This window comes from Pseudoalteromonas fenneropenaei, assembly GCF_042643375.1.
Taxonomy (GTDB): domain Bacteria; phylum Pseudomonadota; class Gammaproteobacteria; order Enterobacterales; family Alteromonadaceae; genus Pseudoalteromonas; species Pseudoalteromonas fenneropenaei.
In genome coordinates, this window is record NZ_JBHRSD010000002.1 from 304857 (window position 1) to 320239 (window position 15383).

Genomic DNA, 15383 nt, shown 5'->3' on the forward strand with positions numbered 1-15383 from the left:
TAATAATGACTAAAACCGTACTCTTAAACTTTGCCGAGCATAAAGATTTAAAAATAATCACCGACAAATCAGCAGCGCTTGGCGACGATTGCCATTATGCATTTACCTTTGTGTCTGAATTTCGTCAGGTACAAGCGCACTATCCAATATTTTTGCAAAAAGACAGCCAAACAGGCCAATTTCTCCCTACCGCGCTACTTGGCCTAAAGCCTCAACAAAACTTGTTTTTGCAGCAAAATTGCTGGCAAGCTAGCTATATTCCGCTTGCAATAGAACGTTTGCCGTTCTCAATAGGTGTGCAAGGTGAGCAGCGCGTGATCCACATTGACCTAGCCAGCCCTAAAATCTCAACGACCCAAGGCGAAGCGCTCTTTGGCGAATTTGGCGCGTACACACCGTACCTTGAACGCATTGGTCAATCTCTTGAGTTATTGCATCAAGGTGTTGCTGAAAATGCGCAGTTTATTAGCTCGTTATTGGAATATCATTTACTTGAGTCGCTATCGCTTGATATCGAACTCAATAGTGGCGAAACCATGCAGCTCAGTGGTCTTTATACTATTAATGAAAACAAACTGGCCGAGCTCAGCGCCGACACCTTAAAAACACTGCAGCAGCAAGGTATGTTAGATGCGATTTATATGATGCTGGCGTCACAATCGCAGTTAGCAAACTTAGTGCAAAAAGCCAACGCGCTACAGGGATAATCCAAATGGCGCTTGAACCGCTTGATATCACAAGCCTTGCTCCTGTTGCTGAGCACCCACCTATCGCAGCAACTGAGCTTGCTGCCACACTGAGCGCTTTGACAACCCCTGTGGTACTGCGCCAACAAGTGGCTGATTGGCCAATTGTCGCGTTAGCCAAGCAAGATAGCCTAACTGCGCTTGATTATTTGAGCGAGCACGCAACCACAGAGCCAGTCACTGTGTTTGAAGTGGCACCTACTGCCAACGGCCGAGTTTTTTATAACGAGAATTTCACTGGGTTTAATTTTCGCGTTCATCAAGGGCCATTTACTCGGCTCGCAGCACAATTAAAAACCCCATCACCAACGGGGAGCAGCACGTTTTACTTGGGCTCAACCTTAATTGAGCGCTGGTTTCCGCGGTTAGCACAAACGCATCACTGTGGCCTTGAGGCGCACCAACCGCTCACCAGCCTGTGGCTTGGGCAGCAAAGCAAAGTGGCGGCGCATAGCGACTTTCCGCTTAATTTAGCCTGCAACATAATTGGCACACGGCGATTTATTTTGTTCCCCCCTGAGCAGGTTAAAAACCTATATATTGGCTCGTTGGATTTTAATCCAGCGGGGCGCCCCATTAGCATGGTTGATTTTGCGGCAGTGGATTTTGCACGTTTCCCAAAATTCGAACAGGCACTAGAACATGCATTAGTGGTTGATTTAGCCCCCGGTGATTGCGTTTATATTCCAAGCATGTGGTGGCATTATGTGGAAGGTTTGGAAGCCATTAATGCGCAAATCAACTACTGGTGGCGCGATACGCCAACGACAGCGGGCAGCCCATCTGAGGCACTCAACCATGCCATCTTAACGCTGCGCCATTTGCCCACTCATGAAAAACGCGCGTGGCAACAGCTTTTTGAACATTATGTGTTTGCTGATACCCAATCAATTGACCATATCCCAAGCCACTTACAAGGCCGGCTTGGAGACACTGACGAGCGGCTAATCAAGCAACTAAAACAACAATTAGCCCAACAATTAATGCGTAAATAAGCGTGTAAGCGATGAAAGTGGTAAATAAAGATGCTCAATAATCAAGTTAAAAAAGTAGTGATCGCAGGCGGTGGCACCGCCGGTTGGATGGCGGCAGCATCGTTAGCAAAGTTGCTCGGCAAAACTCTCGATATCACCCTTGTCGAGTCTGACCAAATTGGCACAGTTGGGGTTGGCGAAGCCACAATCCCCACATTATTGACCTTGCATCGCTTACTGCACATCAACGAACAAGAATTTATGGCAGCCACCAATGCCACCTTTAAACTCGGTATCGGCTTTGAAAATTGGGCCGCTGAGCACGATAACTATATTCACTCCTTTGGTTACACTGGCAAAGACTGCTGGGCGGCAGGCTTTCAGCATTTTTGGTTAAAAGGTAAAGCTCAAGGAATGGCCAGTGAATTTGGCGACTATTGCCCCGAGTTAATTGCCGCCAAGCAAGGTAAATTTGCCCACTTACATAAACAAAGCTTGAACTATGCCTATCACCTTGATGCCTCTTTATACGCCAAATTCCTGCAAAAAATGGCGTTTGAACATGGCGCAAAACGCATTGAAGGCAAAATTCAACGAGTAAACTTGTGTGAGCAAACTGGTTATATCAAAAGCCTTACGCTTGATCATGACCGCGTTATTGACGGCGACTTGTTTATTGATTGCACTGGCTTTAGAGCACTATTAATTGAGCAAGCGCTACATACGGGTTATGACGACTGGAGCCATTGGCTACCTGCCAACTCGGCAATTGCGGTGCAAACCGCATTAAATAGCGCCCCCAAGCCTTATACCCGCGCGATTGCCCATGCCGCAGGTTGGCAATGGCAAATTCCATTACAAACGCGCATGGGTAATGGTATTGTCTACAGCGACCGTTTTATGTCGGATGATGAAGCCCGTCATACATTAATGCAAAACCTCCCTGCTGAGGCATTACATGAAGCCCGTGTGATTAAGTTTATTACTGGGCAACGGCGTAAACATTGGCATAAAAACTGTGTTGCGCTTGGCTTGGCCTCAGGCTTTATTGAACCGCTGGAATCAACCAGTATTCATTTGATCCAACGTGGTATTGTGCGACTAATGCAATTGTTCCCACAGGCAGGCATTGTTCAAGCTGATATTGACGAGTTTAACCAACAAACCCGCGAAGAAGTCGACAATATTCGAGACTTTATCATCCTTCACTATTACGCCACTGAACGTCGCGACAGTGCCTTTTGGCGCCATTGCAGCAGTATAGAAATCCCTGACTCGCTACGCCATCGTATTGCGCTATTCGAAAACACCGGCCGAGTATTTAAAGTTGGCAATGAGCTATTTGGTGAAAATTCTTGGACTCAAGTCATGCTTGGCCAACGAATTATGCCCAAAAGCTATCACCCTATCGTGGATGTAATGAGCGACGAAGAGTTAGCAAATCTACTGGGCCAGTTAAAAAACCAAGTCGCCCGCACCGTTGCGCAACTGCCAAGTCATCAGGATTATTTAAATCATTATTGTAAGATGGGATAATTTTCGGTTGGCCTCAGCGCAGCGAGGCTGCCTTGTGGCATCCTCGCTGTGTGTGGCCGGAATAAAATTTAATAACTTGTTAGCTGCTAACCTTGCTCACAAGTGGAGTCCGCTTCTTTAGTTTTGCGCTGTCACCTCACATTTGTAACTTAACTTATCATTCTCCTCAAAACACTTTCATTAATATTTATAATCATTTTATTTACTAAATCATCACACCCTGTTAATGTGCCGACTTCGCTAACTAAAACAAGGAATTAGTATGAAAACCAAACTTGCGATTATCGCTTCATTATTTGCAGCAAACTCTGCCTACGCTACTGTTGAGTTGTACTCAGGTGCAAATAACTGTGCTTTGGATACCAAGCTAGAGGCTGCAGCTTTCACTAAGCATGCAAATACGGTTGGTAACTTAGCAGCGTTAACACAAAAACACAGCGAGCAAACAGGCGCCACGGCAAATGGAGAATTTATTTACAATCCTACCTATTTAAGAACTGAGCGGTACTTCAACTGTAGCGTGCCGCTCAATGCCAATATTGGCCAATTTACGCTAACCGTTTATGGGTTAACTAAAGGACTAACCGGTACCAATGCCTCCTGTATGATTTCAACGATCCGTAAAGTGAGTGATGGTGGTATAAATAAATGGTTCAAGTTTAATACCGGTAAAGCTTTTAATTGGACAGATATATCAGACTCAAGCGTAACAGCAGAGCAATTTGTTAGCTACACCACAACTTTAAACAATAACTACGAAAGTGGCGCTGTTCTAGACTTAAGGTGTAGAACAACATGGGATAAAGGCAGTATAACCGTTGGTCAAATTGAACTTAGCTACTAATATTGCCTAGTACTCTATCACTATGGACAATCTTTCCCTAAAGGTTGTCCGTTACAATACAATATGCGTGTGATTGCTCATCACCGCATATGCTCGACATCAATACAAAATACTTTGGCAAGCGCAAGCAGTTTATCTTCCACCCATTGCCTGCGATGCTCATAACTTATGCCCGTTACTCTGTCTTCTTCGCACAAAAAGGCGCTGCGAATACAGCGCAAAATTCAGTGATAATATTTGGTATCCGCCATGCTGACCTGTCTTTTACGCGCCGTTGCCATCAATGCTGCCTACCTTTTACCCAGATAGATAAAAGATAGTCAAAGAACAAAAAACAGTAATTGTGGGTGTCTATTTTATTTTATTTTTTATAAGCCGCTCAATAAGTTGGTTAAGTTCACTCATTACTAATTCAGGCTCGTCAAACTGCACAAAATGACCACTCTTCTCTGTTAACACGGCCCGCCCTTGTGGAAAAGCTTCAGCCCATTGTTTCCATGTCTCACCCCACTTGGCTACACCTTGGTCACTAGCAAGCAAGTGTGGAGGATTGGGATTTTTTTTGATAGAGGCAATAACAGTAACAGGCATATCTTTGATCTGTGGGTAGTTCGGTAAAGGTCTCTTACTCCAAAAATCCAAGTAGTTGTTTGACATGCCATTTTCCATATCAGCAAGCTTAACCGCGGCAATTTCTTTGTTAGCCTGCTCTAAATTAATAGCCCGCATAATATCCACATCATGCTCCGAAGAGGGATCAAGCATCAGTAGTGCCTGTATTTGAGTAGGGTAAGCCACGGCAAAATCCCTAGCTACATTTCCGCCATAAGAATGAGCAATTAAAATGACAGGCTGCGTAATCCCTAAATTTTGTAAAAGGTGGCTGGCATAATTAGCATACTCGTCAGAAGTAAAATGACGCTTTATTGTAGTTGACTTACCATTACCTACCCTTGAGTAGCGAATAACTGTCGCTTTTTCAGCAATTTTATCGAAGACAGGATCCCAGTCTGATAAACCAGCACCAGCACCGCCTTCTAGAAGGACTGTATACTCTCCACTGCCAGCGATTTCATATTCCAGTTCAAAGTCCCCAATCTTTGAAAACTTCGGTTCTGCGACCACAGAAAAGGACAACACAAAGATAGATAACAAAATGAATTTCAAAAAAATCTCCTCAAAACACTAACGCCGTTTTAAGCTGCAAGTAATAGCTTGCTAAAATGTGAAACGAAGTGGAACCGAGCAAGCTGTTGCGAGTTCGACTGAAAAAACCTTGTTAGGTTTTGTTTCCGTATGCCAAGATGGTTTTATCGATCCATTGGTTGTATGATGAGATTCTGACAAATACAGAAACAGCCCTATACTTTCCTCCGACATAATCTTTTAAATCACCTTCGTATTCTTGCCAACTTGCTAATCCGATAAGCACAGGTATGCCATCTTGCACCATAATTGCAGGACCTCCACTATCACCTGAACCAACACTTCCTTCAAGTGGAAGTGCATCATCAGCCCTATCGAACCGGAACGTAAACCAGTTTTCATTTGCTGACTCTATAATATTTTTATAATTATTTAGTGTTCTATTAGCTTGAGTTTCGTCTATATCTGTAAACGGAGATCTTATAGTGTTTGAAATACTTTCCCAAAGAGAAGGTGCTTTGGTAGTCAATATTTCTCCCGTCTGACCTGTACCAGTTGCTCCTCTACCAAATATAGTAATTTCCTCACCTATTTCTTTATTATCATAGTATCGAGATATAGGTTTAAATGTTCAACTGGTTCAGCTAATTTGAGTAGCACTATATCATCTCGATTGCTCAAAAAATCTATTAATGGCTTAGCAACTCCTTGCCCCCGATTGCCTGGGTCTTCCTTGTATCCATGATGGAAGATAACCCTTTCAATTCTATTTTCTACGCCATGAAGCATTATGGGTTTATCGTGATAATCGTAAAAGACTACATGCGCAGCAGTTACCAACCAATATTTATCAATAAGAACAGCAGCTCCTTCATGCGGCATATCAATAAAAAAATCAGGGATCTTTTTAACTTCATACACTTCTGGTTGAACATCATGTCGCTTAACAACCGCATTGCAAGTGAATGAAAGTATAAGGAATATAATAGTAAGTATATTAATCATGCTTATTCGTTTGAGTAGAAGTCATTAAAAACCTAACGCCGTTGTAACCGGCTAAAAATAGTTGGCCAAAATTTTGTGAGGTACGAGGGTAACCCGAGCAAAGCCAACTATTTTTTGTCCGTGTTAACAGCCTTGATAACAATTTTTACATCGTTCTCTGAAACACTCTTTCATCCTCACCCAAAGAGAGCATTTTCAATGCAATGACTTGCTTATTTTTATATATTGCTTGTAGTCTTGCTTCAGTAAACGCTTTAAAAACGATGGTCTTTTTATCAAGCAACTCAATTTCAAACGCTGGATCATTTGAATATTGATAAAAGAGCTTACCATTTTCTTGGAATATCTTGCGCTCTCCAAACGTACCTACTATCTCATTGAAATCACTTTGACTTGGCTGGTATTGGCTCGATTTTGCTTTAACCAATGGGTAGACCCATTGATGCAAACCAAGGTTTTTACTATTACTTTTGATTAAGGAATTAAGCACCTCTGCATAAGCTACATTAAGTGCATTGTCGCTGCTCGTTTCAATATTTGGTTTTACACCTTTTCTTTCCCAATTATCGTTTGTTCTGGGGTCAACAGGTCGTGCAGATGGTAATGTGAGAATATAATCGTTATTTACTATTTCTGCTCTTCTAGCATGAGCGGCTCCAGCAGTTACCTCTCCAACAATGGTTGCTCTGGTCAAACTTTGCATTGCATAGCTAAAGCCTTCAGCAGCGGATGCAGAATTACTGCTGGTGAGAATATAAAGAGGAGTATCTTTAAACCTAGGACCCGGAACATAAGGAGAAGTCCAATCTTGCGTTTGAGTTAACACACCATTCTCACGGCTTTCAAAAGTCGATAAATGAACAGTATCTAAGTCAAAAAAGTAACTTGCTAAGGAAGTCACCATAAATGGGCTACCGCCAAAATTGTTCCTTAAATCAATAATGATACCATCGGCATGCTGTAAAAATTTCATCGTATTTTCAAGCGTCTCACCACCTAAGTGACTGTCAGAGAACGCTCTTATGTCGATGTAACCAATGTTGCCATCAAGCATTTCAACTTTTTTAAAACCATAGTTATCTGTCGGAGTCTCCATGACTCGACTATCCGCAAACGACTCAGTTTGTGCTGAAGAACGGTATGTTTTCAATTCATTTACCCATTGTGGGTCATAAACAACAGAGAGGTGTCTATCATTAGCAATTTTGTTTAATTCTGAAGTCATAAACTCGGCTATTTCTTCACTTGATTGAAGGTTATTGCAACCCGTTATAAAAGTCTTTGAACGTATTAGCTGAGATAGTTTGGTTGCTGTACTTGGTATGACGTAGTTGTTTTCCAGTTTATTTGCAATAGTTTCTGAGACATCGCTGCACTTTGCTGCACTCGCTACATTGGATAAAACTAGTGGAATTATGAAGAGAGATATTAAAACTTTGTTATTCATATTCTTCCTGTAATTTTTAGTTATTTTTTAATAACGCTCAAGCACACCAAAAGGGGTTAAAAAATTTCTATATGCTCAATTAGGTTGCTAACGCTTTGCTCATAGCCAATTTATATGGGCGCAGTTTTTGCCCGCGAGCGGTTCAGCTAAAAGTGTGAACGTATAAATTGTCCTTTGGAGCAACTTGTTAGCCACTTACAACGTACTAATTTATTGGAGAAAATTCCATTAACCAATTGGTTTCCCAAGTTTCTCCATTATCTTTAGAAAACGCCTGTTCCCATGTAGGTTTTTTGGGATTAGTTGAATTCCAAAGAAATCTTACTTTAATTGGAGTGTCATTGTAGACTTCATCCGCATAGAATCGTCCAATCCCTTCGGAGAATTTGCCAACAACTGGCGTATCTAGTGCATTCGGGTTTCGACCATCTAGCCACCAGATAGACCACTCTCCTTTTTCAGAATTATATGAACGAATAGCTTTTGCTCTTACTGACGAATCTGGGAAATTAAGTTGAACATCTTCGATATTTCCATAACCACCAAGGGTATTAACGGTTGAAGATAGCCCATTAAACTCAATCCATTCTTCACCGCCATTTAGAATATCTTTTAAGCGGCGATGCTTTACATTCCAATTACCAATTATGAAGTCAAAATCTTGAAGAGCATTCGGTTCTAAATCCAGTAACATATTACTACCTTGTGTATTGTCTCTAATTTAGAACACGATAACACAAGCACTGGTTGTTTATACAGTTTTATTTTTGATGGCTGCACATTATTGGGTGGCTAACATCTTAGTATTTATGGGACACGTTGTTTGTGTCACATAAATACTAAGATGTTATGTGCCATCAAAACTGACCATTAACTAATAAATCAAGAGCTTTATTTTCTGGGATCGATTTCCCCAAAAACAATAAATCAATGCAAGCCAGAGGGGCCAAGTAAATAAGCAAACCGGCAAACCCATACTCGAACAACAGGTTGGGCAGCATTGTTAACATAAGTAATGGTAAAGCCCAGATAAATACTATCGGTCTAGTTTTCACATGAAGTTTTGCACCAGCTTCGTAATTCTCTATCCAAATTTCCTTTGATACTGAATAATTCATCTGTCTTACAGCTAAAGGGTTACGAAACGAGACACCGAAGGTTCTTGTTCCTTTGCTTGTAACTTCAACACTCTTAGTTTGACTGATTTGTTTACCGTTGATCTGATTCAACTTCTCAATAACTTTTTCTACTTTGAGTGGTGTATCAATAATCCTAGTTCGTCTAAAAAGGCTAATCATAATTTGGACACATAACGCCCCGCGCATGCGCGCGAATTTGCGAGCGTCGCAAGGGCCGAAGGCCCTGAATGACGCGGATTGTTATACTTTTACGGCTGAAGTAGTTGTTTAACCCAGCCATTACTTTTGAACTCAAACAACTCTCTCAGGTGTAATCGGCTTTCCCGAAATGTGAGAAACTCAATTGAGATAGGCTTAATACAATAGCCACCCCAATTATTGGGTCTGGGAATAGGCCGGTCTGCAAATTGTGCTGATGCAGCCTCAAGCCGGATGACCAAATCGCTTTCTGAATTTAATATTTCACTTTGTTCAAAGGCGGTTGTTATTACCTGTGCACTTCTACTTCTGTCTTGCCAAAAGTAATCAGCTTCAACATCAGTTATCACTTGAGCTGAACCAACAACTCGGATTTGGTAACCAACATGATCCCACCAGACTGTCATTGCAGTTTTTGGCTCCCGCGCAATATGCTTGCCTTTGGCTGAATCAAAATAACTGCAAAAAATAAAGCCTGAATCACTGACCGACTTTAAATCGACAAACCTGCCCGCTGGAAAACCATTCTCATCAATTGTGGAAACACATACAGCACTTTTTTGCTGCAATTGGCTATCGGCTAAAGCTTCCTGCCACCAACTTTCAAATTTACTTATCGGATTGTCCATAAGCCTCTATCTTATTCAGGTATAACGCCCAAAACAGCTGCGCGGTACGCGTCCGACTGCTTTTATTAAAAACTAAACCAGCCAACTGCGATACGGCGAGCCAACCGGAACCTGTAAAACTGTTAAGCGAAGCCACGAAGAGCAGCGCCAATTTACTAAACGTTTGCAGCAAACCTACAAACTGACGAACTTTGACTATTTGCCAGTGCTGTTTGGAAAGCCAAACGCGAGCTAGGCCCGAACAAAACTACTGACTAAAAACCCTTAAAACCCGAAAGCCTGCTAACGCCCACATAAAGGGCGATAACACTCGAGCTATAATTAGGAACAAAGTGACGCTGCCCATGTGTTAGCGTCCCAGCGAGCCTGCGAGCGTTTTAATGCGATTGTTAGGCATAATTCAGCTCCATAATAGTCTCATCGAATTCATCTTGTTCGATGACTTTGAACCCAAACCGCTCAAAGAATCTTCTCATTATATCGTGCCCTTCGACATAGCAAATAGAGATAGAGTCAAAGCCACTTAGATTCTTAATTTCTTCAAGTACTAGCTTGGTAGCGGCAGAGCCATATCCTTTCCCTTGAAATTCGACGTCAATCAAAAGCTGGTCAATGAAGATTTCTTTGGGCTTTCCGTCTCTGAAATTCGGATAGTATTGAATAAACCCTACAGGCTTGTCGCCTAGATAAATTCCTCTGTTGATATAGTATTCGTAAAATTTCGAGGCTGCTATTGCTTCAGAGGGCAATGCAACAAAGTCTTCTTGTTCTTTTGTAATTTCTAAATTGATCATGTCGAGCCAATTCTCGACAGTTATTTCTCTTAAATTGATTTCCAATTGATACTTCCTTGATGGTAATAAGATGCCTAACGCCTGCATAATGGGCGGATTAAGCTTGGCTAAAATCAGCGAGGAACGAGCGTCAGCCAAGCTTTAGACGTCCATTCATTCATGCGTTTGTTATGTGGCAGACGCACTTTTTATACCCCACTTTATCCCGATTAAAGTACCAAAAATAGCCGAGGCTACCGACAAAGGAAGCTCTACGAACCATGTTGGTGGGATATACAGTTCTTGCATCAGCAACGAAAGGATTAACATGCCCATTAGGAAGCCAAACAAAAACACACTGGCAGTGTAGCTCCAGGCTTTAGCTGAGTCTCGTTTCGCCATTAGCGCATACATGGCTACTGCTAACAAAGATGGCGGCATTAATTGATATGTAAAATATTCGCCAAATGATAGTGCCGCTAAATTGTCTATTCCTATTACCATACTCGTAAATGTACTTAATGCTGTAAGCATTACGAACATGATGAAAGTGTATTTGACTATCCTTGAGGTTCTCAATTTATCTCCATGCCACATAACGCCGCAAGCAACTGCAGCTGAAACGGAACTTGTGTTTGTGCGAAGCTTTTCCCGCACGAACACAAGTGGAGAGTAAGCTGTCAGATTGACTTGCCTTGATACTCATTGAGCCTTCTCCCCCAGTTCAGCCATATTGACTAAGCTGGAAGGCGACCAAACCAAAAAGGAGAAGACCCAATGAAATTTTATACTACACAACATCCGTACTATTGTGGAATAGATTTGCATGCTCGCTCATTATACGTTTGTATTCTGGATGCCACGGGTGAAACCATATTACACCGAGAAATCAAGGCATTGCCAGAGCCTTTGTTTGATTTATTAAACCCTTATATCGGCAATATCGTTGTCGGTGTCGAATGCATGCACTGCTGGTACTGGGTCAGTGACTTTTGTGCTAAGCACGGCATCGATTTTATCCTTGGTCATGCCTTATACATGAAGGCTATTATGGCGGCAAAGCCAAAAACGATCGTATTGATTCCTATAAAATCGCTCATCTTATTCGTGGTGGAAATTTCCCTCTAGCCTACGTGTACCCATCGGCAATGCGCTCTGTCCGTGATTTGCTGCGCCGCCGCACCCGCATTGTGCGTCATGGGGCGGACTTAAAAGCACATGTTAAAAACACCACCAGTCAGTACAACTTACCCCCTAATGATCTGAACTTACGCTATCCCTATGCCCGCGATGCGATGCGGGATCGCTTTGACGATCAGTTTGTACAACGTAATATTGATTTAGATTTAAACATTATTGCCTTTTACAACCATGAACTCAGCGCTATCGAATGCTTCATTGAAAAGCATGCTAAACATCATAACGGTAGTGATTATCATATCCTCACCAGCTTTCCAGGCATTGGCCGCATCCTAGCGCTGACTATTCTCTAGAGATTGGTGATATCGCCCGCTTTAACACTGTACAGGACTTTGCTTCCTACAGCCGCTTAATAAAGTGCAAAGCCGAATCAGCTGGTAAAAGCTATGGCACCCGAGGTAATAAAATTGGTAACGCTCATTTGAAATGGGCATTCGGCGAAATTGCAGTGCTTTACTTACGCGGTAATGACAAAGCCAAAAACTATTTGTTAAAACTACAAAAACGTATGAGCAAGGCAAAGGCACTCTCCGCCCTAGCGCATAAAATTGGCCGTTGTGTATATTACATGCTGAAAAATCAAAAGGTCTCCAATGAAAAACGTTTCCTAGCCGACTAAAGTCGCGGGACAAGGTGAGCTGAAGGTCTAACTCGAACATCATGCTTGATGCTCAACTGAAGAGTGGGTAGCCCGTAGCAATAAACTGAACACCCACCTTCTGGCACACTGCCGTAGCCAGAGCGCTTTGATTAGACACCTTGTCGCCGCGCATTTACCATCAGCAAGATGGTATGCACCTATGCTGAGCCTGAAATTAACTGGCTTTAAGCCCGACACGTTGAATAGTGCCAGCAATAGGTTAACCAATGAATGTCTGGTGCCCCTGCTGTCAGTAAGGATACTGAGATCAGCAGGCGCTCATTGAGAGTGAGATAAGAGAGCCCCGATATGTGTTTGTTGCAAGCCATCGCTTGGCAACCATGATGACAGATGAAGCAGTCTATCTTGCTAATGGACAATAAACTGGCCGCTAACGCGGCCAAAAGAATGATATTACCTATTGACTTTGAGAAGGCTCATATGTGTTATGCTTAAGCTTCAATGGGTTAAACTTTTCCTAAACCAAGATTAACTCGACTTTGATTTACAAACAAAAGCCAAAACGTAGAAAGCCGAAATGACTCATAAGTTTTGAAAATCAGGCTTTGAAATTTGGCTGCTAAAACTCAGAAACCTAAGTTCGAAGTACTGATTGAGCTAGCCGCACTAACCTCGCGCTTACCCGAAAATTGACTGAGGCAACACTCTGAATTTTCAGCGCCAAAGAATAAGTGTCCGGAAAACAGCGCCCACTGAAGCCAACTTGCCGACAAGCTCAAAGCCAAAAAGCTGAGGGAACAAAGAAAAAGCATAAGCTACTGATTTTACGTGATTAAGCATAACGCTTTGCTAAACGGTGGAATAAACTGGGCCGGTTTTTGCTCGCGAAGCGTAATAGCAAAAAACGGAGCAGTTTATGGAATCCGCTTTGAGCAATTTGTTAACTGTCTAAACACAATACCATTTTTCTGTGAGGTATTCTTGCATCAATAAATAAATCACCATAGGGAATGAAGCCAAACTTTTCGTAGAAACCTATTTTTTCTAATTGTGATTCTAATACTACGCTTTTAACATATTGAATATTTATTAACTGAAGAGCATTGTGCATTAATATCTTTCCAATCCCTTTTCCTCTAAATTCGATTAGAACACAAACACGTCCAATTTGAACCTGATTTTCTATTGGATAAAAACGTAATGTACCAATAGGCTTCCCAGCAGAAAGGGCTATCAAATGAGTACATTCTTTTTCATCAACACTATCAAATTCCTCTTCTTCAGTTACACCTTGTTCATTTATGAAAACTTTTCGGCGTATATCTTTAACAAATTCGAACTCTTCAGGTGTTTCAACAATTTTTACGATAATAGACTTTTCTGAATCTGTATTATTAAAAACTAGGTCCATATCAACTTTAGAGTTCTGCTTGGATAAATGCTGAAATTGATACAAAAGTGAACTTGTAACACTTCCCTCTTGACGTATCCATAATGAACCTCTCCTTTTGTTAGGGAGGACAATTTCCATATATCCATCAACAGTTCCACTATCTACTTCTTTTTCAAACTCGTAAATAGCAATATTCCCACGAGCAAATAGATCTATATTCACTGCTCTATCTATAGGGATAAAATATAAATTACTTAACCCACTTTGTTTTCGGCCTTTAATCTTTCTAAGCTGATTTTGTATTCTATTCTTAAACGTATTTATTTTTTCTTCATCAAGGTCGCTAGGGAAAATATAATGGTACTTCTTTCCCGCAGCCAAATTCATTGAAACGATCTTGAGCACTTCATATTCATCAATATCAGGTTTTAAATCATGGCTAAATAGCCATATATCAGAAACTGATGAGCTCAGCTCTAGTCGGCTAAGCTTATCTCCATATACGTAATCTCCAATTAAAATTTCATCCCCTAATTTATTCTTGGCAATTTCTTGAATGCTTTCTAAAGAGGAAGTTAGAAGGTCACGTTGTTTAGATAACCCTTCAACATCTGAAGGATAATTCTTGGTTTCTAAAACAGTTTTAAAAGCAACATTGTGAATCATTTTAGAAATATCGATTAAAGACTGCTTATAAACGTTGCTATTTAGTTCGGTTATTTTAGATTTGTAATGTAGCCAAAATGAAACAAACAATGATAAAATCGCTATTATATAACCAAGCAAATCACTGAATTCAAAAGTTAAATCACTCATACCAAGCTCCAATTTTTTTTAAGATTTTTTTGTCTAATCCATACTCATATGAGTCTACATTTATTGAAGATTCAATAGCCCAGTTTATTAATTCATCAAATAATTCCATAAAATCAAAAGAGATGTCACAAAACTTATACTTACCATTTTCTTTTTTGATAACTTTTTTATGCTTTAAAAATTGTATGTACATCTCTCCGCATAAACTATGAGGATTTAAGTCGTTATCGAAACGATGGTAGTCATAACCAAGCCTTAAACATAAAGTTGATAGGAAGATATCAACACAGTAAGCTGAATCAAAAACATTATGAGCTATAGCCCAGCCAATCAAATCAGCCCTTAGTTCTTCAATAGCTTGGCAAGATAAATTAGAAAACACCCCCTGTTTATACTTCTTCAATAACGAGTTATTAGATATATGGCCTAATTCATGTAATGCATATTCATGTGCTTGAATCTTCAATCCTTCAGCTTCATTAACTAGGGGGCTAATGAGAAACTTTGTGGAGCTTTGATCGAATATTTTATTTAGATTACTACTTACATGTAAGTCAAACCTCTCCCTCAATTTTTTAAGCCTAAGAATAGTTTTCTCAGTGCCACCTGATTCCCACATACTAGGAATTATTAAGGCTTCTGAATGATTATTATTAAAATAGCCAAATAATTCAGTTTCCAACATAGGGATAAGCGAGATATCACCTACAATCTGGAATTGCTTTCGAATCAATTCAACTTTAATAGGATCTAAAGAGTGTTCATTAGAAATAACGCCTTTTATAAGTGAATTATCACCTTTATATCCAACAACCTTACCAGTAATAACTATATCATTTTCTAATTCCATGAATTCAGCCCCAAAATTAAACAAGACAGTTAACATCTTAGTATTTATGGGACACGTTGTTTGTGTCACATAATCCCTTGTTGAAC

At 40.8% G+C, this 15383-nt stretch carries 15 protein-coding genes and 2 pseudogenes; 5 read left to right on the forward strand and 12 right to left on the reverse strand.

What is annotated here, in order from left to right; genetic code table 11:
• The first annotated feature begins 5 nt into the window (after positions 1-5).
• From ACFOEE_RS02660 to ACFOEE_RS02675, 4 genes are all read left to right on the forward strand, one after another.
• Positions 6-707 carry a SapC family protein gene (locus ACFOEE_RS02660; protein WP_377120643.1) on the forward strand — a complete coding sequence of 234 codons (702 nt, stop codon included), beginning with the start codon at positions 6-8 and terminating at the stop codon, positions 705-707.
• 5 nt (positions 708-712) lie between these two features.
• Positions 713-1741 (forward strand): cupin-like domain-containing protein, encoded by a 1029-nt coding sequence (locus ACFOEE_RS02665; RefSeq protein ID WP_377120645.1) that lies wholly within the window; start codon positions 713-715, stop codon positions 1739-1741.
• A gap of 30 nt (positions 1742-1771) precedes the next feature.
• The gene (locus ACFOEE_RS02670) at positions 1772-3256 is read left to right on the forward strand and encodes a tryptophan halogenase family protein (protein ID WP_377120647.1); all 1485 of its coding nucleotides are present in this window, start codon (positions 1772-1774) and stop codon (positions 3254-3256) included.
• A 262-nt stretch (positions 3257-3518) separates the two neighbouring features.
• Positions 3519-4100: a hypothetical protein gene (locus ACFOEE_RS02675; RefSeq protein WP_377120649.1), complete on the forward strand. Its 582-nt coding sequence runs from the start codon at positions 3519-3521 to the stop codon at positions 4098-4100.
• A 54-nt stretch (positions 4101-4154) separates the two neighbouring features.
• On the opposite strand, the pseudogene ACFOEE_RS02680 reads toward ACFOEE_RS02675, so the two are convergent.
• The 10 genes and pseudogenes from ACFOEE_RS02680 to ACFOEE_RS02725 all read right to left on the reverse strand — a co-directional run.
• Positions 4155-4324 (reverse strand): annotated as a pseudogene (locus ACFOEE_RS02680) (transposase); the annotation flags it as partial.
• 127 nt (positions 4325-4451) lie between these two features.
• Positions 4452-5267 carry an alpha/beta fold hydrolase gene (locus ACFOEE_RS02685; protein WP_377120651.1) on the reverse strand — a complete coding sequence of 272 codons (816 nt, stop codon included), beginning with the start codon at positions 5265-5267 and terminating at the stop codon, positions 4452-4454.
• A 112-nt stretch (positions 5268-5379) separates the two neighbouring features.
• Positions 5380-5775 (reverse strand): trypsin-like serine protease, encoded by a 396-nt coding sequence (locus ACFOEE_RS02690; protein WP_377120653.1) that lies wholly within the window; start codon positions 5773-5775, stop codon positions 5380-5382.
• A gap of 59 nt (positions 5776-5834) precedes the next feature.
• Positions 5835-6251, reverse strand: coding sequence for a hypothetical protein (locus ACFOEE_RS02695; RefSeq protein WP_377120655.1), 417 nt, complete (start codon positions 6249-6251; stop codon positions 5835-5837).
• 145 nt (positions 6252-6396) lie between these two features.
• Positions 6397-7698 carry a S41 family peptidase gene (locus ACFOEE_RS02700; RefSeq protein WP_377120657.1) on the reverse strand — a complete coding sequence of 434 codons (1302 nt, stop codon included), beginning with the start codon at positions 7696-7698 and terminating at the stop codon, positions 6397-6399.
• A 205-nt stretch (positions 7699-7903) separates the two neighbouring features.
• Positions 7904-8392 carry a DUF1579 domain-containing protein gene (locus tag ACFOEE_RS02705; RefSeq protein WP_377120659.1) on the reverse strand — a complete coding sequence of 163 codons (489 nt, stop codon included), beginning with the start codon at positions 8390-8392 and terminating at the stop codon, positions 7904-7906.
• Between the two features lie 163 nt (positions 8393-8555).
• On the reverse strand, positions 8556-8996 hold the full coding sequence (locus tag ACFOEE_RS02710; RefSeq protein WP_377120661.1) for a hypothetical protein: 441 nt from the start codon (positions 8994-8996) through the stop codon (positions 8556-8558).
• Positions 8997-9085: 89 nt separating this feature from the next.
• Positions 9086-9664: a pyridoxine/pyridoxamine 5'-phosphate oxidase gene (locus ACFOEE_RS02715; protein WP_377120663.1), complete on the reverse strand. Its 579-nt coding sequence runs from the start codon at positions 9662-9664 to the stop codon at positions 9086-9088.
• Positions 9665-10053: 389 nt separating this feature from the next.
• Positions 10054-10596, reverse strand: a complete 543-nt coding sequence (locus ACFOEE_RS02720) for a GNAT family N-acetyltransferase (RefSeq protein WP_377120665.1) — start codon at positions 10594-10596, stop codon at positions 10054-10056.
• A 30-nt stretch (positions 10597-10626) separates the two neighbouring features.
• The gene (locus ACFOEE_RS02725; RefSeq protein WP_377120667.1) at positions 10627-10941 is read right to left on the reverse strand and encodes a hypothetical protein; all 315 of its coding nucleotides are present in this window, start codon (positions 10939-10941) and stop codon (positions 10627-10629) included.
• A 273-nt stretch (positions 10942-11214) separates the two neighbouring features.
• Here ACFOEE_RS02725 and ACFOEE_RS02730 point away from each other — a divergent pair.
• Positions 11215-12256, forward strand: a pseudogene (locus tag ACFOEE_RS02730) (IS110 family transposase).
• 922 nt (positions 12257-13178) lie between these two features.
• Here the strand turns inward: ACFOEE_RS02730 and ACFOEE_RS02735 are convergent.
• Together ACFOEE_RS02735 and ACFOEE_RS02740 are read right to left on the reverse strand one after the other, a co-directional pair.
• Entirely contained in the window at positions 13179-14447 is a 1269-nt protein-coding gene (locus ACFOEE_RS02735; protein WP_377120669.1) for a GNAT family N-acetyltransferase, read from the reverse strand.
• Positions 14440-15383: hypothetical protein (locus ACFOEE_RS02740; RefSeq protein WP_377120671.1), on the reverse strand; the 944-nt coding region annotated here is incomplete at its 5' end. The genes ACFOEE_RS02740 and ACFOEE_RS02735, both read right to left, overlap by 8 nt.